This is a genomic window from Streptomyces sp. NPDC027663, assembly GCF_055566415.1.
The window spans coordinates 302,605-327,260 of sequence record NZ_JBVHSK010000004.1 but is presented as its reverse complement, the minus strand read 5'-3'; the positions used below and the strand labels follow the sequence as shown (position 1 = coordinate 327,260).

Here is a 24,656-nt window from a genome sequence, read left to right as displayed (position 1 = left end):
GTGTGGCCGTGCGAAGGCCGTCACTAGCGTGTGGAAAAAGGTGAGGAAAACCGGTGTCGGCCGAAAGTGGAGATGCGTGGATGAACGGGCCCGGATCCGATTCAGCTCTGGCACGACGGCTCGCCACGGCCGTACCGTCCCAGCACCGCAGGCTGGTGACCGAACTCGTGCGCACGGCTGTGACCGAGGCGATCGAGGCGGCCCGGCCGGGCACGGTGGACGCTCTCGACCCGGCCGCCCCGTTCGCCGCGCAGGGACTGGACTCGCTCGCCGCGGTCGACCTGCACCGCCGGCTGACCGAGCGGACCGGCCTCGCCCTGCCGGTCGGCCTCGCCTACGACAGCCCGACGGTGCACGACCTGGCCGCCCGGCTGCTCGCCGAGGTCCACGGCACGACCGACGACTTCACCGGACCGCCGGCCGGTGACGGCACCGCCGAGGAACCCATCGCGGTCGTCGGCATCGGCTGCCGCTTCCCCGGCGGCGTCTCCTCGCCCGCCGACCTGTGGCGGCTGCTGACCGAGGGCGGCGAAGTGCTGTCGGGCTTCCCGCAGGACCGCGGCTGGGACCTGGACGCCCTCTTCGACGAGGACCCCGAGGTCCCGGGCAGCGCCTACGTGCGCAGCGGCGGATTCCTCGACACCGCCACCGAGTTCGACGCCGACTTCTTCGGCATCAGCCCGCGCGAAGCACTCGGCATGGACCCGCAGCAGCGGCTCGTCCTGGAGACCTCCTGGCAGGCCCTGGAGGACGCCGGCATCGACCCCACGGCGCTGCGCGGCACCCCGGCCGGCATGTTCTTCGGCGCCGAGGTGCAGGAGTACGGGCCGCGCCTGCACGACGCCCCGGACGGCCTCGACGCCTACCTGCTCGCCGGCAACGCCCCCAGCGTCATCTCCGGCCGCGTCGCCTATGTGCTGGGCGCCGAAGGCCCTGCGGTCACTGTCGACACCGCCTGCTCCGCCTCCCTGGTCGCCGTCCACCTGGCATGCCGCTCGCTGCGGCAGGGCGAGTCATCGCTCGCCCTCGCCGGAGGCGTGGCCGTGATGGGTGGCCCGGGCGTGTTCACCGCCTTCAGCCGGCAGCGGGGCCTCGCGCCCGACGGCCGCTGCAAGGCGTTCGCGGCCGCCGCGGACGGCACCGGCTTCGCCGAGGGCGTCGGTGTGCTCGTCCTGGAGCGCCTCGGCGACGCCCGCCGCAACGGGCACCGCGTCCTGGCCGTCGTCCGCGGCTCCGCCGTCAACCAGGACGGCGCCTCCAACGGCCTGACCGCACCCAACGGCACCTCCCAGCAGCGGCTGATCCGCCGGGCCCTCGCCGACGCCGGCCTCACCGCCGCCGACGTCGACGTGGTCGAGGCGCACGGCACCGGAACCCGGCTCGGCGACCCTATCGAGGCCACCGCGCTCCTGGCCACCTACGGCCAGGGCCGCCCCGCCGACGCCCCGCTGCTCCTCGGCTCCGTCAAGTCCAACCTCGGGCACACCCAGGCCGCCGCCGGCGCCGCCGGCCTGATCAAGACGATCCTCGCCATGCGGCACGGGCAGATACCGGCCACGCTGCACGTCGACACGCCCACCCCGCACGTGGACTGGTCCTCCGGAGCCGTCCGGCTCGTCACCGAACAGCGCTCGTGGCCCGAGACCGGCCGGTCCCGGCGGGCCGGCGTGTCGTCCTTCGGCGTCAGCGGAACCAACGCACACGTCATCCTGGAACAGCCCGAGCCGGAGCAGCCGGCCCCGGACGCCCGCCCGGCCCACCCCACCCCGACCCCGCTGCCCTTCACCCTGTCCGCCCGTGGTGAAGCCGCCCTCCGGGCTCGTGCCGCCGACCTGCTGGACCTGGTGGACGAGGCGGACCCGCTCGATCTCGCCCACTCGCTGGCCACCACCCGGGCCGCCCTGCACGACCGGGCCGTCCTCGTCGCCACCGACCGCGCCGAACTGCGCGCCGCGCTGCACGACCTGGCCTCCGGCGCCGTGCCCCTCGGCGATCGGGCCGACGGCGAACTCGGCTTCCTGTTCACCGGACAGGGCAGCCAGCGCGTCGGCATGGGCCGCGAACTCGCCGCCACCCACCCGGTGTTCGGGGACGCCCTGGAGGACGCCTGCGCCCACTTCGACCTCCAGCTGGCCCGGCCGCTGAAGGACGTCCTGTTCGCCGGGCCCGGCACCCCCGAGGCCGAGCTGCTGCACCGCACCGAGTACGCGCAACCAGCCCTGTTCGCCGTCGAGGTGGCCCTCTACCGGCTGCTGGAGAGCTGGGGCCTGACTCCGGACCAGCTCGCCGGGCACTCCGTCGGCGAGATCGCCGCCGCCCACGTGGCCGGCGTGCTCACCCTGCAGGACGCGACGATCCTGGTCGCCGCCCGCGGCCGGCTCATGCAGCAACTCCCCGAGGGCGGCGCCATGGTCGCCGTACGCGCAGCCGAGGACGAGGTGGCACCGCTGCTCACCGCGCGCACCGGCATCGCCGCGGTCAACGGACCCGCCGCCGTGGTCGTCTCCGGCGCCGCGGCCGACGTCGACCGCATCGCCGCCGAACTCGCCGCGCGCGGGCACGACACCAAGCGCCTGCGGGTCAGCCACGCCTTCCACTCGCCGCTGATGGAGCCGATGCTGGCCGAGTTCCGGCGCGTCGTGCACGTCCTGGACTACGCCGAGCCGAAGCTCGCCCTCGTCTCGACCGTCACCGGCGCCCCTGTCACCACCGAGCTGTGCGACCCCGAGTACTGGGTGGAGCACGTCCGCGCCCGGGTCCGCTTCCAGGACGCCGTCCGTACGCTCGCCGACGGCGGGGTACGCACGTTCCTGGAGGTCGGCCCGGACGCAGTGCTGTCCGCCATGGGCCCGGACTGCACCGAAGTACCCGGCACCGCCTTCCTGCCCGTGCTGCGGCGCGAGCGGCCCGAGACACGGGAGGCCCTCGCCGCGCTCGCCGCCGCCCACGCCCGAGGCGTCCCCGTCGACTGGGCGCGGCACTTCGCCGGGCTGGGCGGGCGCCGCATCGACCTGCCCGGCTACCCCTTCCAGCGGCAGCGCTTCTGGCTGGAGCAGAGCAGCGCCACCGACGCCACCGGACTCGGCCAGCTCCCCGCCGGTCACCCGCTGCTGGCGGCCGTGGTCGCCGTCGGCGCCGAGGGCGTCGTCCTGACCGGCCGGCTGTCCACCCGCACCCAGCCCTGGCTCGCCGACCACGTCATCGCCGGCCGGGTGCTGTTCCCCGGCACCGCCTTCGTCGAACTCGCTCTGCGCGCCGGGGACCACGTCGGCGCGGCCGGCCTGGAGGAGCTGACGCTCGGCGCCCCGCTCGTGCTGCGCGCCGACGAAGACGTGGCAGTACAGGTCGCCGTGGGGGAGCCAGACGACGCCGGGCGCCGCAGCGTCACGGTCCACACCCGCGCCGACGAGGCGGCGCCCTGGACCCAGCACGCCGCCGGTGCCCTCACCACGACCGCCCCGGCCGCCGCAGCGGACCTGACCGTGTGGCCGCCCCGGGACGCCCGGCCGCTCGACACCGCGAGCGTCTACGCGGACCTCGCCGAGCAGGGCTACGGCTACGGGCCCGCCTTCCAGGGGCTGCGCGCCGCCTGGCGGCACGGAGACGACGTGTACGCCGAAGTCGCCCTGCCCGCGGAAGCCGCCGCCGGCGCACCCGGGTTCGGCCTCCACCCGGCCCTGCTCGACGCCGCGCTGCACGCCGCCGACCTCGACGCCCCGCCGCGCCCCGAGGTACGGGTGCCGTTCGCCTGGACCGGTGTCACCCTGCACGCCGCCGGCGCGCCCGCCCTCCGCGTGAAGATCACCCGCAGCGGCGCCGACACCATCGCCCTGCACCTCGCCGACGCCACCGGCGCCCCGGTGGCCGACATCGAGGCACTGACCTCCCGTCCCGTACCGGACAACGACGTCCTGTACGCCGTGCGGTGGTCGCCGTACCCCCGAGCGGCGACCACCGCACCCCTGCGTACCGCCGTCCTCGCCGACGCCGCCGGCCCGGACGCCGTCGACGCCCTGCTCGACGGCCCCGCCCCGGACGCCGTCGTACACCAAGTGCCGGGCCCGACGGGCGCCGACGCCCCCGCGGCGCGCGCCCACGTCCGGCACGTCCTGCGACTGCTGCGCACCTGGCAGGCCGACGAGCGCCTCGCCGAGACCCGGCTCGTCGTCGTCACCCCGCCCGGCAGCCCCGCCCACGCGGCCGTCCGCGGACTGGTCCGATCCGCCCAGGCGGAGAACCCGGGCCGGTACGTCCTGGTCGAGCACGACACGCTGCCCTCCGACGCCGGCCTGCGCCAGATCCTCGCGACCGGGGAACCCGAACTCTCCCTCGCCGAGGGCCGCTTCAGCGTGCCGCGGCTGACCGCACTGCCCTCCGGCCAGGAACCCGGCCCCGACTGGGGCACCGTCCTCGTCACCGGCGGCACCGGCGGCCTCGGCGCCCTGCTCGCCCGGCACCTGGTCCGCGCGCACGGCGTACGCCGTCTGGTGCTCGCCGGCCGCCGCGGTACGGCACCGGAACTGCACGCCGAACTCACCACGCTCGGCGCCGAGGTGACCGTCGCCGCCTGTGACGTCGGCGACCGAGAGGCCCTGCGCCGCCTCCTGCGCGCACACCCCGTCGACTCCGTCGTCCACGCGGCCGGCACGGTCCGCGACGGCGTCGTGGACACCCTCACCGACGAGATGGTCGACGAGGTCTTCCACGCCAAGGCGCTCGGCGCCTGGCACCTGCACGAGCTGACCCGAGGCCGGGACCTCGCCCACTTCGTACTGTTCTCCTCCCTCGCCGCCGTCCTCGACGGCCCCGGCCAGGGCAACTACGCCGCCGCCAACGCCTACCTCGACGCCCTCGCCGAGCACCGCGCCGCCCTCGGCCTGCCGGCCACCGCCCTGGCGTGGGGCCTGTGGGACACCGGCAGCGGCATGGGCGCCGCACTGGACGACACGGCCCGGGAGCGCATCGCCGCCCACGGCATCCCCGGTCTGTCCGCGACACGCTCCCTGGAGCTGTTCGACGCCGCCGTCCGCTCCCGTGCGTCCCGCCCGGTGCCCGTGGAGATCGACGCCGCCGCCGTACGCCGCCGCCCCGACGGGATACCGCCCCTGCTGACCTCGCTCGTCCGCCCGGTCACCCGCCGCGCCACGGCGGCCACCGGCACTCCGGCCCCGGACACGGCCGGACGGCTTGCCGCGCTGCCCGCCGCCGACCGTGACCGCGTGCTCCTGGACCTGGTGCGCACCGAAGTGGCGGCGGTGCTCCGGCACGACGGGCCGTCCGCGGTCGACCCCGGCCGGGCGTTCACCGACCTCGGCTTCGACTCGCTGGCCTCCGTCGAGCTGCGCAACCGGCTGGGCACCGCCACCGGCCTGCGGCTGCCCGCCACCCTCGTCTTCGACCACCCCACCTCCCGCGTACTCGCCGACCACATCCGCGACACGCTCTTCGGCACCGGCGAGCAGCACACCGCAGCCCTCACCACCCGCACCGCCGCCGACGACGACCCGATCGTCATCGTCGGCATGAGCTGCCGCTACCCCGGCGGGGTCCGCTCCCCGGAGGACCTCTGGCGGCTCGTCGCCGACGGCGTCGACGCGGTCGGCGGCTTCCCGGCGGACCGCGGCTGGGACACCGAGGCGCTGTACGACCCGGAGCCGGGCACCCCCGGCCGCACCTACACCCGCGAGGGCTCCTTCCTCTACGACGCCGCCGAGTTCGACGCCGGCTTCTTCGGCATCGGCCCGCGCGAGGCCACCGCCATGGACCCGCAGCAACGACTGCTCCTGGAGGTGTCCTGGGAGGCGCTGGAGCGCTCCGCGATCGACCCGCACCGCCTGCGCGGCTCCCGCACCGGCGTGTTCGCGGGCGTGATGTACCACGACTACGGCACCTGGCTGGCCGACGTCCCCGAGGACCTCGCCGCCTACCTCGGCAACGGCAGCCTCGGCAGCGTCGTCTCGGGCCGGGTCGCCTACGCCCTCGGCCTGGAGGGGCCGGCCGTCACCGTCGACACCGCGTGCTCCTCCTCGCTGGTCACCCTGCACCTCGCGGCCCAGGCACTGCGCCAGGGCGAGTGCGACCTCGCCCTGGCCGGCGGCGTCACCGTGATGTCGACGCCCGACACCTTCACCGACTTCGCCCGGCAGCGCGGACTGGCCGCCGACGGCCGCTGCAAGTCCTTCGCCGCCGCGGCCGACGGCACCGGCTGGGGCGAGGGCGCCGGCATGCTCGTCGTCGAACGGCTCTCCGACGCGCGCCGCAACGGCCACCGGGTGCTCGCGCTGGTCCGCGGCTCCGCCGTCAACTCCGACGGCGCCTCCAACGGCCTGACCGCCCCCAACGGCCCGTCCCAGCAGCGCGTCATCCGCGCCGCCCTGGCCGCCGCCGGAATCACCGCGGCCGACGTCGACGCCGTCGAGGCGCACGGCACCGGCACCACGCTCGGCGACCCGATCGAGGCCCAGGCACTGCTCGCCACCTACGGCCAGGACCGGCCTGCCGGTGAGCCGCTGTGGCTGGGATCCATCAAGTCGAACATGGGGCACACCCAGGCCGCGGCCGGTGTCGCCGGAGTCATCAAGATGGTGATGGCGATGCGCAACGGGGTACTGCCGCGGACACTGCACGTCGACGCGCCGTCCCATCAGGTCGACTGGGGCGCCGGCGCCGTGGCCCTGCTCACCGGGCAGCGCCCGTGGCAGACGCCGGACCGGCCGCGCCGCGCCGGGGTGTCCTCGTTCGGGATCAGCGGCACCAACGCCCATGTGATCCTGGAGGAGTTCACCGAACCCGAGCCCCCGCGGGCGGACCCCGCCACCGCCCCGCCGGTGCTCGCCCTGCCCGTCTCCGCCCGCTCGTCCGAGGCCCTGCGCGGCCAGGCCCGCCGCCTCCTGGAGCTGACGGGCACCGCCCCCGCCGACCTCGGCCTGGCCCTGGCCACCACCCGCGGCACCCACCCCCACCGCGCCGTCCTCCTCACGACCGGCGCCGACCAGACCGCCACCGCACTGGACGCCCTGGCACGCGGCACCGAGGCACCAGGACTGCTCGTCACGGGCCGCGCCACCGACGGTTCGCTGGCCTACCTGTTCTCCGGACAGGGCGCCCAGCGCCCCGGCATGGGCCGCGACTGGTACGACGCCTTCCCCGTCTACGCCGAGCACTTCGACCGTGTCGCCGCACTCTTCGACAAGCACCTGGACAGGCCCCTCGCCGAGGTCGTACTCGGCGACGACGCCGAGACCCTGGAGCGGACCGAGTACACGCAGGCCGCGCTGTTCACCACCCAGGTCGCGCTCTACCGGCTGCTGGAGTCCTTCGGACTGCGCCCGGACCGGCTGGCCGGCCACTCCGTCGGCGAGTTCGCCGCCGCACACGTCGCCGGTGTGTGGTCGCTGCAGGACGCCGTCACCGCGGTTGCCGCCCGCGGCCGGCTCATGCAGGCGCTGCCCCAGGGCGGCGCGATGATCGCCGTGCAGGCGTCCGAGGAGGAGGTGACACCGCTGCTGGACGGGCGGCGGTGCGCGATCGCCGCCGTCAATGGCCCCCGCGCGGTGGTGGTCTCCGGTGACGAGGACGCCGTCACCGAGGTCGCCGCCCATTTCACGACCACCCGCAGGCTGCGCGTGTCGCACGCCTTCCATTCGCCCCGCATGGAGCCCATGCTGGCCGGCTTCCGGGAGGTCATGCAGGCCGTCGAGGCGGCGGAGCCGGCCGTGCCGATCGTCTCCACCCTCACCGGCACCACGGCCACCGCCGCCGAACTCGGTTCCGCCGACTACTGGGTACGGCACGTGCGGGAGACCGTGCGCTTCGCCGACGCCGTCGGGACGCTGGCCGCGCAGGGCACCGACACCTTCCTCGAACTCGGCGCCGCTCCCGTCCTCACCGCCCTGGGACCCGACTGCCTGCCGGACGCCGAGGACACGGTCTTCGTCCCCACCGCGCGGAAGGACACCGGCCGGCTGTCCGGCCTGCTCGCCGCCCTGGCCGCCGTGCACACCCGCGGCTGGGACGTCGACTGGGCGGCGCTGTACGAAAGGTACGAGGGGCGCCGCGTCGAGCTGCCCACCTACGCCTTCGACCACCGCCGGTACTGGCTGCCCACGCCCGCCGTCACCGCCGGCGACGCCGCGGGGCATGGGCTCGCCGCCGCCGACCACCCGCTGGTCAGCGCCCGCCTGGACCTGCCCGGCGACGCCGGTCTGCTGCTCACCGGCCGCATCTCCACCGCCACCCACCCGGTCCTCGCCGAACACGCCGTGCTGGGCACGGCCCTGGTGCCCGGCGCCGCACTGGTCGACCTCGCCCTGCACGCCGGACACCTCACCGGACACCCCGTCCTGGAGGAACTCACCCTGCAGACCCCGCTGGTGCTGCCCGCGGACACCGCCGTGCGCCTCCAGGTCGCCGCCCGCCCCGACGGGACCGTCGAGATCCACTCGCGGACCGAGGACGCCCCCGCGGACGAAGGCTGGACACAGCACGCCACCGGTACCCTCACCGGGCCCGCCGCCGCGGCCCCGCCCGCGACCGGCACCTGGCCGCCGCCCGGCGCCGACCCGCTCGACGTCACCGGCCTCTACCCGCGCCTGCACGCCGAGGGCTACGACTACGGCCCCGTCTTCCGCGGCGTACGGGCCGCCTGGCGGCACGGCGACACCCTCCTCGCCGAACTCGAACTGCCCGCAGGCGCCCAGCAGGACGCGGCCCGGCACGCCCTGCACCCGGCGCTGCTGGACTCCGCCCTGCACGTCACCTCGCTCCTGGACGGCGATGCGGAGCCCGACGAGCCAGGCACCATCGCCCTGCCCTTCGCCTGGACCGGCGTCACCCTGCACGCCCAGGGCTCCCTCACCGCCCGCGTCCGCGTCACCCGCGGCACCGACGGCACCCGCATCGAACTGACGGACACCGAGGGCCGGCCCCTCGCCACCGTCGAGGCGTACGTCACCCGTCCGGTCACCGCCGACCGGCTCGCCCGGCAGCAGCGGCACCTGTACGCCGTCACCGACGAGGCGCTGCCCGAGGCCGCCGGGCGCCCCGACCGCCGCACCTGGGCGGTCCTCGGCGACGACGACCTCGGCCTCGGCGCCCCGCTGCACGCCGGCCTGGACACGCTCGGCACCACCGTGCCGGACGTGGTGATCCTGCCGGTCACCGCCCCGCACACCGAGGGCGGGCAACTGCCCGGCATCATGCGTGCCGCCCTGGGCCGCACCCTGGAGACCCTGCGGGCGTGGACGGCCGACGAGCGCTACGCCGGCTCGGTGCTCGTGGTCCTCACCGGCGGCGGCCTCGCCGACGCCGCGGTCCACGGGCTGGTGCGGGCCGCGCAGGCCGAGGACCCCGGCCGGATCCTCCTCGTCGCACGCACCGGGTCCGACGGACCCGTACCGGACCGGGCCGCGCTGGCCGCCCTGCTCGACTCCGGTGAGCCGGAGGTGCGGTGGCGGGCGGGCCGGGCGCACGCGCCCCGCCTGGTGCGCGCCGGCGACTCCCCGGGGGCGGACCGCCCGTGGGGGACCGTCCTCGTCACCGGTGGCACCGGCGGTCTCGGCGCCCTGGTGGCCCGCCACCTCGCCGAGCGGCACGGCGTCACGCGCCTGGTCCTCACCAGCCGCCGCGGCCCCGACGCGCCCGGCGCCGCCGGACTGCTCGCGGAGCTGAAGGGCCGGGGCGCCGAGGCGGACATCGTCGCCTGCGACGTGTCCGACCGGGCCGCGCTCGCCGCCCTGCTCGCCGCGCACCCCGTCGACAGCGTCGTCCACACCGCGGGCGTCCTGGACGACGGTCTGGTCGTCTCACTGACCCCCGAGCGGCTGGACACCGTCCTGCGGCCCAAGGCGGACGCCGCCTGGCACCTGCACGAACTCACCCGGTCGCGGGAACTGTCCCGCTTCGTGCTGTTCTCCTCGGCCGCCGGCACCCTCGACGCCTCGGGCCAGGGCAACTACGCCGCCGCCAACGTCTTCCTCGACGCGCTGGCCGCCCACCGTGCCGCCCTCGGCCTGCCCGCCACCTCCCTGGCCTGGGGCCTGTGGTCCGGCGCAGGCATGGGCGCGGGGCTCGACGCGGAAGAGGTCCAGCGCATCGAACGCTCCGGCATCGGCGCGCTCGAACCGGACGAGGGGCTGGCGCTGTTCGACGCCGCCGTGTCCTGCGGCAGCCCCGCCCTGGTGCCCGTACGACTGGACACCGCGGTCCTGCGCCGCCGTGGCGAGGACCTGCCCGCCGTGCTGCGGACCCTGGCCGGCGTCACCCACCGCACGGACCACGACGGCCGGGCCCGCACCCTGGGCGGACAACTCGCCGAACTCCCCGCCGCCGACCACGAGCACACCGTGCTGGAGGCGGTGCGCACCGAGGTCGCGGCCGTCCTCGGCCACGCCGGACCCGCCGCCGTAGAACCGCGCCGCGCCTTCACCGAGCTGGGCTTCGACTCGCTCGCCGCGGTCGAGCTGCGCAACCGGCTGAACGCGGTCTGCGGACTGCGGCTGCCGTCCACGCTGATCTTCGACTACGCCACCCCTGCGGCGCTCGCCGCCCACCTCCTCGAACGGCTCCTGCCGGACACCACGGACCCCGAGCCCGCCGCGCCCCCGCACGGCGACGACGAACTGCGGGCCCTGATCTCCCGCATCCCCGTCGACCGCATCCGGGAAGCCGGCCTCCTCGACAGCCTGCTGAAGCTGTCCGAGGCGGCAGCGGCCCCCGCACCCGCCGACCGGGCCCTGGACATCAAGTCGATGGCCGTGGCCGACCTCGTGCGCGCCGCGCTCGACCGCAGCAGCACCCACTGAATCCTCTCCCGGGTGCCGGACGACGCGCCGCGTCCGGCACCGGGCCACTGTTTCCGGCGCACCCTCCACCGCCTCACCAGCGCCGCCGAGCCAGCAGGGAGCGACACCGACCGTGGACACATCCGTCGAGCAGATCGTCGAGGCGCTGCGCGAGTCATTGCTCGAGAACGAGCGGCTGCGCCGGCAGAACGAACGGATCACCGAGGCGGCCCTCGAACCCGTGGCGATCGTCGCGATGAGCTGCCGCTACCCCGGCGGCGTCAGCACTCCCGAACAGCTGTGGCAGCTGGTCGACTCCGGCACGGACGCCGTGGGCGACTTCCCCGGGGACCGCGGCTGGGACGTCGAGGCCATCCACGACCCCGACCCCGACGCCCCCGGCAAGACGCACGTCCGCGAGGGCGGGTTCCTCTACGACGCACCGCAGTTCGACCCCGGTTTCTTCGGCATCAGCCCCCGCGAGGCCCTCGCCATGGACCCGCAGCAGCGGCTGCTGCTGGAGACCGCCTGGGAGGCGTTCGAACGCGCCGGCATCGACCCGCACACCCTCAAGGGCAGCCGCACCGGCATCTACGCGGGCCTGATGTACCACGACTACGGCAGCTGGCTCACCGACGTACCGGAGGGCGTCGAGGGCTACCTCGGCAACGGCAACCTGGGCAGCGTCGCCTCCGGGCGCGTGTCCTACATCCTCGGCCTGGAGGGGCCGGCCGTCACCGTCGACACCGCCTGCTCCTCCTCGCTCGTCGCCCTCCACCTCGCCGTGCAGGCGCTGCGCACCGGCGAGTGCGGCCTCGCCCTCGCCGGCGGTGTGACCGTGATGTCGACGCCCGACACCTTCATCGACTTCTCCCGCCAGCGGGGCCTCGCCGCGGACGGCCGCTGCAAGTCCTTCGCGGAGGGCGCCGACGGCACCGGCTGGGGCGAGGGCGCAGGTCTGCTCCTGCTGGAGCGGCTCAGCGACGCCCGGCGCAACGGCCACAAGGTGCTGGCCCTGGTGCGCGGCTCCGCCGTCAACCAGGACGGCGCCTCCAACGGGCTCACCGCCCCCAACGGCCCCTCCCAGCAACGTGTCATCCGCGCGGCCCTCGCCGACGCCCGCCTGGAACCCCGCCAGGTGCACGCCGTCGAAGCGCACGGCACCGGTACCCCGCTCGGCGACCCGATCGAGGCGCAGGCACTGCTGGCCACCTACGGCCAGGACCGCGAGGAGCCGCTGTGGCTCGGGTCCGTCAAGTCCAACATCGGGCACACGCAGGCCGCCGCCGGTGTCGCCGGCGTCATCAAGATGGTGATGGCCATGCGGCACGGCCGGCTGCCCAGGACCCTGCACGCCGAGCGGCCGACCTCCCAGGTCGACTGGGCCGCCGGCGCCGTCGAACTGCTCGGCGAGGCTCGCGCCTGGCCCGTCGACGGCGAGCCCCGCCGGGCCGCCGTGTCCTCCTTCGGCATCAGCGGCACCAACGCCCACGTCATCGTCGAGGCCGCGCCCGAGGCCGAGCCCCGCGCGCAGGAGCCGTCCTGGACCGGGCCGCTGCCGCTGGTGCTGTCCGGCAAGGGCGAACAGGGTCTCGCCGCCCAGGCCCGCCTCCTCCTCCACCACCTCACCACCGGTACCGACCCCGTCCCCGACGTCGCCCACACCCTGGCCACCGGGCGCGCCGCACTGGACGAGCGGGCGGTCGTCACCGGCGCCGACCTGCCCGCCCTCACCGCGGGCCTGACCGCGCTCGCCGAGGGCGGGGCCGCGCCGAACGTGGTCCGCGGCAGGCCGGCGGGGGAGTCCCGGATCGTCTTCGTCTTCCCCGGCCAGGGCTCCCAGTGGACCGGAATGGCCGCCGAACTGCTCGACGCCTCACCCGTGTTCGCCTCGCGCATGGCCGACTGCGCCACGGCCCTCGCACCCGTCACCGACTGGGACCTCATCGAGACCGTACGGGCGCGGCAGCCGCTGGAGCGGGTGGACGTCGTCCAACCCGTGCTGTGGGCGGTCATGGTGTCGCTCGCCGAGGTGTGGCGCGCCCACGGCGTCCGGCCCGCGGCCGTCATCGGCCACTCGCAGGGCGAGATCGCCGCCGCCTGCGTGGCCGGCGCACTCTCCCTCGCCGACGGCGCCCGCGTCGTGGCCCTGCGCAGCCAGGCCATCGCCCATGAACTGTCCGGCCGCGGCGGCATGATGTCCGTGGCCCTGCCCGAGGCCCGGGTGCGCGACCTCCTCGCCCCGTACGACGGCCGGGTCTCGGTGGCCGCCGTCAACGGCACCTCCTCCGTGGTGCTGTCCGGAGACGCCGACGCCCTCGACGAACTCCGCGAGACCATCGTGGCCGGCGGCGACCGCGCCAAACGGGTCCCGGTCGACTACGCCTCGCACAGCGCGCACGTCGAGTCGATCCGGGAACGTCTCCTCACCGACCTGGCGGGTGTGCAGGCCCGGCCCGCCGAGGTGCCGTTCTACTCCACCGTCACCGGCGCCCGGCTCGACACCACCGGCCTGGACGGCGGCTACTGGTACACCAACCTGCGGCAGAGCGTGCTGTTCGAGCCGACCACACGCACCCTGCTCGACGCCGGGTACGGGGTGTTCGTGGAGTGCAGCCCGCACCCCGTGCTCCTGCACAGCATCGAGGAGACCGCCGACGCCGCGGGCGCCGACATCACCGGCCTCGGCTCGCTGCAGCGGGACAACGGCGGCCCCGAGCGCGTCCTGGCCGCCCTGGGCGAGGCTTTCGTCGCCGGCGTGCCGGTCGACTGGCCGGCCGTGTTCGACGGCATGCCGGTTCGCTCCGCCGACCTGCCCACCTACGCCTTCCAGCGCGAGCGGTACTGGCTCGGCCGGTCCGCCTCCGCCGGCGACGTCACCGCCGCCGGGCTCCGGACCACCGGTCACCCGCTGCTGGGCGCCGCCGTCCCGGTCGCCGAGGGCGGCACCCTGTTCACCGGCCGCCTCTCCACCGTCACCGCACCGTGGCTCGCCGACCACGCCGTGTCCGGCACCACCCTGCTGCCCGGCACCGCCCTCGTGGAACTGGCGCTCGGCGCCGGCCACGACCTCGGCTGCGGGCACCTGGCCGAACTCACCCTCCAGGCACCACTGCTGCTCCCCGGCCGGGGGGCGGTCCAGCTGCAACTGCAGGTGGCCGCCCCCGACGACACCGGCCACCGCGCACTGACCGTCCACTCCCGCCCCGAGGACGCCGACGACCCCGCCTGGGCCCTGCACGCCACCGGCCTGCTCGCCCCGCAGATCACACCGCCCGCCGTCGACCTCGCGGCCTGGCCGCCCCAGGGCGCCGAACCCGTACCGGCCGACGACGCCTACGCCCACCTGGCCGGCCTCGGCTACGACTACGGGCCCGCGTTCCAGGGGCTGCGCGCCGTATGGCGGCGCGGTGACGAGACCTTCGCCGAGGTCGAACTCCCCGTGGACGCAGGGAACTTCGCCCTGCACCCGGCCCTCCTCGACGCCGCCCTGCACGCCGACGGTCTCGGCACCGGCGGCTCCGGCGGCTCCGGCGGACCGGCCACCGCCCGGCTGCCGTTCGCCTGGACCGGCGTCTCGCTGTACGCGGCCGGAGCCACCGCGCTGCGGGTCCGGCTGCACGGCTCCGAGACGCTGTCCCTCCAGCTGGCCGACCCCACCGGCGCCCCGGTCGCCGAGGTCGAGACCCTGGTCTCCCGGCCCGTCGACCCCGCCGCCCTCACCGCGAGCGCCCGCACGGACGATCTGTACCGCCTGGACTGGCCGGCGCTGCCCGTGCCCGAGGCGCCCGCACCCGGGTACGCCGTCCTGGACGAACGGGGCCCGGCCGCGCTGGACACCGTGCCCGCGTGGGCGGTGCTGCGGGCCGGCGGCGACGGCCCCGACCCGCGCCCGGCGACCCGGCGGTCCCTGGCCGCCGTACAGGCATGGCTGGCCGACGAACGTACCGCCTCCGCCCGGCTGCTGGTGCTCACCCGGGGCGCCGTGGCCGTGGGGGAGGAGGACGTCACCGACCTGGCGGGCGCCGCCGTGTGGGGCCTGGTCCGGGCCGCGGAAGGTGAGCATCCCGGGCGGTTCGTGCTCGTGGACGCCGACGGCGACGACGCCGCTGCCGCGGTGGCCGCCGCGGCGGCGAGCGACGAGCCCCAGCTCGCCCTGCGCAACGGCACCGTGCACGTGCCCCGGCTGGCCCGCACCACCCCGGCGGGCCGGCCACCGGTCCTCGACCCGGACGGCACCGTACTGATCACCGGCGGCACCGGAGTCCTCGGCTCCCTGGTCGCCCGGCACCTGGTCGCCGGGCACGGAGTGCGCCGCCTGGTGCTGGCCGGGCGCAGCGGTACCACCGCCCACGACTTCACCGGCCTGGACGCGGAGATCGTCGTGGCCCGCTGTGACGCCGCCGACCGCGACCAACTGGCCCGGCTCATCGCCGAGACACCGTCCGACCGGCCGCTGACCGCGGTCGTCCACCTCGCCGGCGTGCTCGACGACGGGCTGGTGACCGACCAGACGCCCGAACGCCTGGACGCCGTACTGCGCCCCAAGGCCGACGCCGCCCGGCACCTGCACGAACTCACCCGCGACCTCGGCCTCGCCGCGTTCGTCCTGTTCTCCTCCGCCGCCGGCACGGTCGACGGCGCCGGACAGTCCGGCTACGCCGCCGCCAACGCCTTCCTCGACGCCCTGGCCGCCCACCGCAGGCACCACGGCCTGCCCGCCCACTCCCTGGCCTGGGGTTTCTGGGAACAGCGCACCGGCATGACCGCCCACCTCACCGACGCCGACGTGGCACGCATGGTGCGCGCCGGCATCCGTCCCCTGACCACCGCCCAGGGCCTGCGCCTGCTCGACGCCGCCCTCGCCGCCGACGAGCCGCTGCTGCTCCCGGTCGGCGTGGACCTGACCGTGCTCCGCCGCGCCACCGATGTCCCGTCCGTACTGCGCGGCCTGGTACCGGCCCGCGCCCGCCGCACCGCGGCCTCCCGCACGGACTCCTCGTCGCTCGCCGGCCGGCTGGCCGCCCTCGGTCCCGCCGAACGCGACGCGGCCCTCATGGAGCTGGTCCGCACGCACGCCGCCGCCGTGCTCGGCCACGGCAGCGACATGACGCTCGATCCGCGCCGCTCCTTCCGCGAGGTGGGCTTCGACTCGCTGACCGCGGTGGAGCTGCGCAACCGCCTCGGCAACGCCGTAGGCCTGCGCCTGCCCGCCACCCTCGTCTTCGACCACCCCGACGCGGGCGCACTCGTGGCCCACCTGAGGACGGAACTCTTCGGCGCGCAGGCCGAGGCCGTCGCCGAAGTCGCGGTCCAGGGCCCGGACGAGCCGGTCGCCATCGTCGCCATGGCCTGCCGCTACCCCGGAGGCGTCACCACACCCGAAGAGCTGTGGCGGCTGCTGGCCGACGGCGGTGACGGCATCGGCGCCTTCCCCGCCGACCGGGGCTGGGACCTGGACGGCCTGTACGACCCGGAACCCGGCAAGGCAGGCCACTCCTCCACCCGGGCCGGCGGATTCCTCTACGACGCCGCCGACTTCGACCCCGACTTCTTCGGCATCGGCCCGCGCGAGGCCCTGGCCATGGACCCGCAGCAGCGGCTGCTGCTGGAGACGTCCTGGGAGGCGCTGGAGCGGGCCGGCATCGACCCGCACTCCGTGCGCGGCAGCCGCACCGGTGTCTTCGCGGGCGTCATGTACCACGACTACGGCAGCCGGTTGCAGCGCGTCCCCGAGTCCGTGCGCGACTACCTGGGCAACGGCAGTCTCGGCAGCGTGGCCTCCGGCCGGGTCGCCTACACGCTCGGCCTGGAGGGCCCGACGCTCACCGTCGACACGGCCTGCTCGTCGTCGCTGGTGGCGCTGCACCTGGCCGCGCAGGCGCTGCGGCAGGGCGAGTGCACCCTGGCGCTGGCCGGGGGTGTGTCCGTGATGTCGACCGTCGACACGTTCGTGGACTTCAGCAGGCAGCGCAACCTCGCCGCCGACGGCCACGCCAAGTCCTTCGCCGACGCCGCCGACGGCACGGCCCTGTCCGAGGGTGCCGGAGTGCTCGTCCTGGAACGGCTGTCGGACGCGCGGCGCAACGGGCATCCGGTGCTGGCCGTGGTGCGGGGCTCCGCGGTGAACCAGGACGGTGCCTCCAACGGGCTCACGGCGCCGAACGGTCCGTCGCAGCAGCGGGTGATCCGGCAGGCACTGGCGGCGGCCCGGCTGTCGGCCGCCGATGTGGACGTGGTGGAGGCGCACGGCACCGGCACGACACTGGGCGACCCGATCGAGGCACAGGCGCTGCTGGCCACCTACGGCCAAGGCCGCCGCGACGAAGCCCCGTTGTGGCTGGGCTCGGTGAAGTCCAACATCGGGCACACGCAGGCCGCCGCCGGTGTCGCGGGCGTCATCAAGATGGTCATGGCGATGCGCAACGGCGTGCTGCCGAAGACCCTGCACGTCGACGCGCCGTCCACGAAGGTCGACTGGGACGCCGGGAACGTGCGCCTGCTGACGGAGGAGCAGGCCTGGCCGGCGACGGACCGCCCACGCCGCGCCGGCGTGTCGTCCTTCGGCATCAGCGGCACCAACGTGCACACGATCATCGAGGAGGCACCGGCCGGAGCAGCGGGAGCAGCCGAGGCCCCCGCACCGGCCGGGGAAGCCGCCCCCTCCGCACGCGCAGGGGCGCCCGCACCGGCCGTGGGACCGGCACCGGCCGTGGGACCGGCACCAGCCGTGGAATCAAGGCCGGCCGTGGAATGGGCGTCGGCCCCGGTGCTGCCTCTCGTGCTCTCCGGTGCCACCCCCGAGGCACTGGCCGCCCAGGCCACACGGCTGCGGACGGTCGCCGACCGGCCCCTGCCCGACCTCGCCCTCTCCCTGGCCACCGGCCGGGCCGCCCTCACCCACCGCGGCGCGGTCGTCGCCCGCGACCGGGACGAACTCCTCACGGGACTCGCCGCACTGGCCGACGGATCCGCCGCCGACACCGTGGTCCGGGGCCGGCCCGCCGGCGGCAAGTCCGCCTTCCTCTTCACCGGTCAGGGCGCCCAGCGCGCCGGCATGGGCCGCGGTCTGTACGCCGCCCACCCCGTCTTCCGGCAGGCGCTCGACACGGCCTGCCAGGCGCTCGACGCCCACCTCGACCGTCCGCTGAAGGACGTGATGTGGGCCGAGCCCGGCAGCGAGGAGGCCGGCCTGCTCGACCACACCCTCTACACGCAGAGCGCCCTGTTCGCCGTCGAGACCGCCCTGTACCGGCTGCTGGAGTCCCACGGCATCCGCCCGGACTGGCTGGCCGGCCACTCCATCGGCGAACTCACCGCCGCGCACGTCGCAGGCGTGTGGGACCTGGCGGACGCCGCCCGGCTGGTCGCCGCGCGCGGCCGGCTGATGCAGGCGCTGCCCGCCGGCGGAGCGATGCTCGCCCTCGACGCCACCGAGGACGAGGTGCTGCCCCACCTCGGCCCCGAGGTGTCCGTCGCCGCCGTCAACGGCCCCCGCGCCGTCGTCGTCTCCGGCACCGAGGCCGCCGTGGAAGCCGTGGCCGGGGCCTTCGCCGGCCGCCGTATCAAGCGGCTGCGGGTCAGCCACGCCTTCCACTCCCCGCTGATGGACCCCATGCTGGCGGAGTTCGAGAAGACCGCCCGTGCACTGCGCTACGCACCGCCCGCGATCCCCGTCGTCTCCGACGTGACCGGAGAACGCGCCGGCGAGGACCGGTTGTGCGACCCCGAGTACTGGGTCCGGCACGTCCGCGAGGCCGTCCGCTTCGGCGACGCCGTCCGCACGCTGGAGGCTGACGGAGTGCGCACCTTCCTCGAACTCGGCCCCGACGCCGTCCTGTCGGGCATGGGCGCACACGCCGTCGCCGACGCAGGACAGGCGGCGTTCGTCCCGGCCCTGCGCCGTGACCGGGACGAGGAGCAGGCCTTCGCGACCCTGCTCGGCACCGCTCACGTCCGCGGCCTGACCGTCGACTGGCAGCGGGTGTTCGCCGGCACCGGCGCCCGCCGCACCGACCTGCCGACCTACGCCTTCCAGCGACAGCGGCTGTGGCTGGCCGACGAGCCCGGCGCCGCCACCGACGCGGGCGGTCTCGGCCAGGTTCCGGCGAGGCACCCGATGCTCGGCGCAGCCCTGGAACTGGCCGGCGACGACCGGGTGGCCCTGACCGGCCGCCTGTCCCTGACCACTCACCCGTGGCTCGCCGACCACGCCGTCGCGGGCGTCGTCCTCGTCCCGGGCAGTGCCTTCGTGGAACTGGCCGTCCAGGCCGGCGACCGCACGCACTGCCCGCAGGTGGACGAACTCACCCTGGAACGCCCCCTCGTCCTGCCCGAGCACGGCGCCGTCCACCTCCAGGTGGCCGCCGCGGCCCCCGACTCCGACGGCCGCCGGCAACTGACCGTGCACGCCCGCCCGGAGGGCACGGACGGCGAGTGGACCCGGCACGCCACCGGCGTCCTCGCCCCGCGCACCACCCCCGAACCGTCCGCCGAGACCGCCTGGCCCCCCGCCGGAGCCGTACCGGTCGACGTCACCGGCACATACGACCATCTGGCCGGACAGGGCTACCACTACGGCCCGTCGTTCCGCTGCCTGCGCGGAGCGTGGCGGCTCGGCGAGGAGGTCTGCGCCGAACTCGCCCTGCCCGACGCCGACGCGGCCGACGGCTTCGGCCTGCACCCCGCGCTGCTCGACTCCACGCTGCACGCCATCGACCTGCTCGACGGCCAGGACCCGGCCGTGATGACCCTGCCCTTCTCCTGGGAAGGTGTCACCCTGTACGCGACCGGCGCCACGGCGGTACGGCTGCGCCTGACCCCGCACGGCACCGACCACATGACCCTGCGCCTGTACGACGGCGCCGGGGCGCCCGTGGCCGAGGTGACGTCCCTGCGCATCCGTCAGGTGACCGCCGAGCAGCTCGACGCGGCCTCGCCCGCACCCGGCGACCTGTTCCGGGTGCGCTGGACCGCGCTGCCGGTCACGGCGGACGACCCGGCGCCCGCGCCCCGGACCCTCACCGTGACCGCGGACGGCGACCCCGGCGGTGAACTGCCCGTGCTGGCCCGCCGGACCGCCGTACAGGCCCTCGCCGCACTGCACGGGCACCTCGCCGGCGCACCGGACGCGGCGCCGCTGGTAGTGCTGACCCGGAGCGCCGTCGCCGTGCACACCGACGGCGCGCCCGACCCCGCCCAGGCCGTGATCTGGGGCATGGTGCGGGCGGCGGCGGTCGAGCACCCCGGCCGGTTCGTGCTCGTCGACACCGACGACGACCCCGCCTCGGCCGCCGTGCTGCCGGCAGCCGTCGCCACCGGCGCACCCGAACTCGCCCTGCGCGAAGGCACTGTGTACGTGCCGGAACTCGCCAGGTCGACCGACGCGGAGCAGGACGGGTCGCCCGGCCTGGACCCCGGCGGCACCGTCCTCGTCACCGGCGGCACCGGCAGCCTCGGCCGGCTCCTCGCCCGGCACCTGGTCACCCGGCACGGCGTACGCCGTCTGCTGCTGGCCGGCCGCGGCGGACGCCTCCCCGAGCCCGCCGCCCTGGACGACCTGGCCGCCCTGGGCGCGACCGTGACGGTCGCCGCCTGCGACGTCACGGACCGGGCGGCGCTCGCCGCGTTGCTGGCCTCCGTGCCGGCCGAGCACCCGCTGACCGCCGTGGTGCACGCCGCGGGCGTCCTGGACGACGGGCTGCTCACCGACCTCACGCCGCAGCGGCTGGAGGCGGTGATGCGGCCCAAGGCCGACGCCGCCTGGCATCTGCACGAGCTGACCCGCCACCTCGGCCTCGCCGCGTTCGTCCTGTTCTCCTCCGCCGCCGGCACCCTGGGCGCCGCGGGCCAGGCCAACTACGCAGCGGCCAACGCCTTCCTGGACGCCCTCGCCGCGGTGCGCCGGGCCGAGGGACTCCCGGCCCTCTCGCTCGGCTGGGGTCTGTGGGACACCGGCGAGGGCATGGCGGCCGGGCTCGGCGAGACCGAGCTGCGCCGACTGGCCCGCGACGGAATCCTGCCGCTGGCCGCCGACCGGGCGCTGACCCTGTTCGACCGTGCGCTGAGCGCCGGCGGCACCCCGGCCGCCGACCGCGCCCTGCTGCTGCCGGTCCGCGTCCAGGTCACCGAGGACGCCCCCGCCCTGGTACGGGGCCTCGCCCCGGCGGCCGTACGCCGCACCGCCCAGGCGGCCACCACCGGCGCACCGGCCCCCGCCGGGTCACTGCCCGGGCGGCTGGCCGGGCTGGCTTCCGCCGACGCGCTGCGGCTGCTGGTGGAAACGGTGTGCGGTCATGTCGCCGACGTCCTCGGACACGGCTCCGGCAGCGCCGTCGACCCCCAGCGATCACTGGGCGACCTGGGCGTGGACTCGCTGGCCGCCCTGGAACTGCGCAACCGGCTCGGCGCCGACACCGGCCTGAGGCTGTCCTCCACGCTCACCTTCGACCACCCGACCGCCGACGCCCTGGCCCGGCACCTGTTCGAGGAACTCGGCGGGGACACCTCCGGCGACGTCGTGGACATCGAGGCCGAAGTGGTGCGCCTGGAGACGGTGCTGGGCGACGTGCTGGACTCGGCCGCGCTGGACGCGGAGCAGCGGGCCCGGGTGGCCGCCCGGCTCCGCACCCTCAGTGCACGCTGGGACGGTACCGGCGAGTGGCGGGACAACGGGGCCGGCCGCACCGACGGCGAGGGGCTGGAGACCGCCAGCGCGGACGAGCTGTTCGGCATCCTGGACGACGAACTCGGCAGCTTCAGCTGACACCTGGGGCCGCACGGCAGGCAGCGCGGCCCCACCGGTGACACCACCGGTGGGGCCGCGCTCCGCCGCGCGGATGAGGGGCGGGAGCGCTCTCAGACCGTGCGCGACGAGCGGGAGCGTCGTCCGATCGGGCGGATCGTGCGTGACGAGCGGGGGCGCTCTCCGACTGTGCGCAGCGCGCTGGATCGCTGTCGGACCGTGCGCCACGGGCGGGAGCGCAGCGTCGTCCGATCGGGCGGATCGTGTGCGACGAGCGGGGGCGTTCTCCGGCCGTGACCGGCACGCGGGAGCGCTCTCAGACCGTGCACGACGAAGGGGAGTGCTCTCATCCCGTGGAGGAGTGGGTGCTGGCCCAGCGGTCCGACAGTTTCGGGATGCGGTGCTCCAGCATCTTGGAGGGCAGTTCGGAGCGGCTGGCCACGTTCAGCTTGCGGTAGACGCGGGTGAGATGCTGCTCCACCGTGCTGATCGTGACGTGCAGGCGGGTGCTGATCTCACGGTTGGTGTACCCGAGCGCGGCCAGCCCGGCGACTCGGCACTCCGCGTCGCTCAGGATGGCGGGGCCCGCCTCCGGCTCGGAGCTGTCGGGTCGTACCGGGTCCTCCAGCAGGTGCGCGTCGACCGGCGACTCGATGCGGCAGGCCTCGGCCTCCCGTGCCGCCTGCCGCGCCACCAGCCGGGCACGGGCGTACTCGCCCAGCTCGTAGTGCGCGGCGGACAGGTCGGCGTACGCCTGGGCCAGCGCGTACCGGTCCCCGCACGCCTTGAGCAGGTCGATCGACTCGCGCAGCAGCGAGGCCCGGCGGTGCGGCTTGCTGGTGGCGGCCAGCAGGCGCAGCGCCATGGCCCGGGCCCGGGAACTGTGCCCGCCCGGCAGCCGCAGCTGCTCCTCGGCCCACTCCCGGGCCGTGCGGGCCTTGCCGATCCGCAGATTGGCCAGGGCCAGGTCGGACCGCCATGGAATGCCCTTCTGCAGGCTGGGGTTGCCCTCCCGCAGCAGCCGCCCGCACGCCTCGAAGTCGTTGAGCGCGGCGAACGGCCGGTCGGTGGCGAGGTAGTGGTGCCCGCGCGCACGCAGATACTGGATGCCGAAGACGGTACGGAACATCGGCTCGGGCACATCGTGCTTCAGCAGCTCCTCGGCCTCCGCATGGGAGCCCATGGCGGTGAGCGCGGAGAGCGCCGTCGACACCGGGAGGCCGATGAGCACCCCCCAGCTCTGGGCGCGCAGTATGCCGAGCGCGTCGAGCGCACCCTGCGCGGCGCTGGTCACGTCTCCTTGGAGCAGGGCGATCTCCGCCCGGATGCTGCCGAGCAGGGCCTGCCAGGTCGTCGCCCGGCGTTCCACCGCGCATGCCAGCAGCGCGTCACAGGCCTCGGCGGCGAGCGCGGGCCGGTCCGCGTGGGCGATGGCCAGCAGCGACATGGCGACCAGCTCGAGGTTGAGGTGGTCGAGTCGGTGCCCTTGGAGTGCCTGGGCGACGGCCGCGGCGGACTCGTCGGTGGCCTCACCACCGACGAGTGCCGCCACCCGGGCGGCCAGCCCGCAGGTGTCGGCGAGCGCCTGGCGGCGGCGCTGGTCGCGGCCGTCGACCGGGGCACTTCTGCCGGGGAGCGCGACGCCGTAGAACCACTGCCGGACGAACTCCACCTCGGCGATGATCTGGGCGTCGGCGGTCGACTGTGCGCGGACGAGCGTGGCCACGGCCTGGGCGGCCAGTTCGGTGTCGCCCCGCCACAGCATGTACCGCAGGACGGTGGCGGTGTCCCGCATGGTCAGCTCGCCCGCCAGCGCGGACGTGCGCAGGGGCTCCAGGTGCGGAGCGGCCGCCGCCGGGTTGGTGCGCCATTCCGCGCGGGCGAGCGCCACCGAAAGGGCGTGGCGTTCGCGCTCGTCGGCGCAGTCGCGCAGGACCAGGCCGAGATAGGCGGTGCAGCGCTTCACGTCGTCCGCCGCCAGCGCCTCCTCCGCGGCGGCGCGCAGGATCCCCGCGCCCCATCCCTCCGGGACGAGGTTCGCGGCACGGAGGTGCCGCGCCACCTCGACGGCGGGGGCGCCGGAACGATACAGCATGTGGGCGGCCCGGCCGTGCAGCTCGGCGCGTGCGGCGGCGTCCATGTCCTCCAGGACCGCCGCGGCGGCGGTCGGGTGCCGGAAGGCACGGCCGTCCAGCAGCCCCGAGGAGTTGAGCACGTCGACGGCCTCCTGGGTGCCGGCCGGCGTGGTCCCGGTCAGCTCTCCGACAGGAACCTTCTGCGCGAGGGTGCCGAGCGCGGCCAGCGCCCGGGCCACCCGGACATGGCTCTCCTCGCCGCGGTGCAGCAGCGACAGCACGGCCTGGCGGTAGGCGGCGCCTGCGACGGGGCTGCCTATCTCGGGCCCGAAGCGGGTGCTGTCGTCCAGGAGGGCGTGCACCAGGAGGGGGCTGCCCGCGGTGGCTCCGTGGTAGGCGCTGCGGACGGTGCCGGGCAGGGCCCGTCCGGCCTGCGCTGCGAGCAGTTCGCCGATGCTCGCCTCCGACAGCGGGGCCAGGCGTACGCGTCGGTGCGGCTGGCGGAGCAGCTCGGTGTGCGCCGGCGAGCGCATCGCGCCGAGGTGGCCCGAAGTGGCGCAGACGACGAGCAGCCGCCGGGAGCGGCTCCGGCGCAGCAGGTTGACGATCGTGCGCAGGGAGGCCCGGTCCATGGCGTGGGCGTCGTCCACGGCGATGACCAGGGGGCGTTCGTCGCGGGCGAGGCGCAGCAGTGCATCGGTCGTGTCGTGACCCGTGGGTGCGTGGACGGCATGGTGCCCCGGTTCCGCGGAGGGGCGGTTCTTCGCCTGCGTGATCACGGGCGGGGCGTGGTGCACGACCGTGAACTCCGCATCCGCGTTGCGTAGTAATTGTCCCGCCAGGCTCATTGGCTGATTTCTTTCGGACGGGCAGGCCGTACCGGTCAGTATGCGTGCGCCGGTGTTGTTCAGCGTCGTGAGGAATTCATGTACCAGCTGGGTCTTCCCGGATCCGGGTCCGCCCGTGATGATCACGAGCCGGCCGTGTCCCCGCGCGCTGTCGGCGAACGCCTCGCCCAGGGTGTGAAGTTCTCTCGTGCGGCCGAAAAGGTGCATC

Annotated in this window: 3 protein-coding genes; 2 read left to right on the top strand and 1 reads right to left on the bottom strand. The window is 75.6% G+C overall.

Annotation, left to right across the window (positions count from 1 at the left end; genetic code table 11):
- The first annotated feature begins 80 nt into the window (after positions 1-80).
- Both ACZ4SF_RS14535 and ACZ4SF_RS14530 read left to right on the top strand, forming a co-directional pair.
- A complete protein-coding gene (locus tag ACZ4SF_RS14535) occupies positions 81-10,802 on the top strand; it encodes an SDR family NAD(P)-dependent oxidoreductase (RefSeq protein WP_468383210.1) in 10,722 nt (3,573 codons plus the stop codon).
- Positions 10,803-10,914: 112 nt separating this feature from the next.
- Positions 10,915-21,546 (top strand): SDR family NAD(P)-dependent oxidoreductase, encoded by a 10,632-nt coding sequence (locus ACZ4SF_RS14530; RefSeq protein ID WP_468383207.1) that lies wholly within the window; start codon positions 10,915-10,917, stop codon positions 21,544-21,546.
- A gap of 325 nt (positions 21,547-21,871) precedes the next feature.
- Here ACZ4SF_RS14530 and ACZ4SF_RS14525 read toward each other — a convergent pair whose 3' ends face one another.
- Positions 21,872-24,655 (bottom strand): helix-turn-helix transcriptional regulator, encoded by a 2,784-nt coding sequence (locus tag ACZ4SF_RS14525; protein WP_468383204.1) that lies wholly within the window; start codon positions 24,653-24,655, stop codon positions 21,872-21,874.
- Position 24,656: the final 1 nt, after the last annotated feature.

Excerpts from the sequence above, each read along its gene's own strand:
- ACZ4SF_RS14535 (WP_468383210.1), top strand. The coding sequence starts at position 81 with ATGAACGGGCCCGGATCCGATTCAGCTCTGGCACGACGGCTCGCCACG.
- ACZ4SF_RS14525 (WP_468383204.1), bottom strand. The coding sequence starts at position 24,655 with ATGCACCTTTTCGGCCGCACGAGAGAACTTCACACCCTGGGCGAGGCG.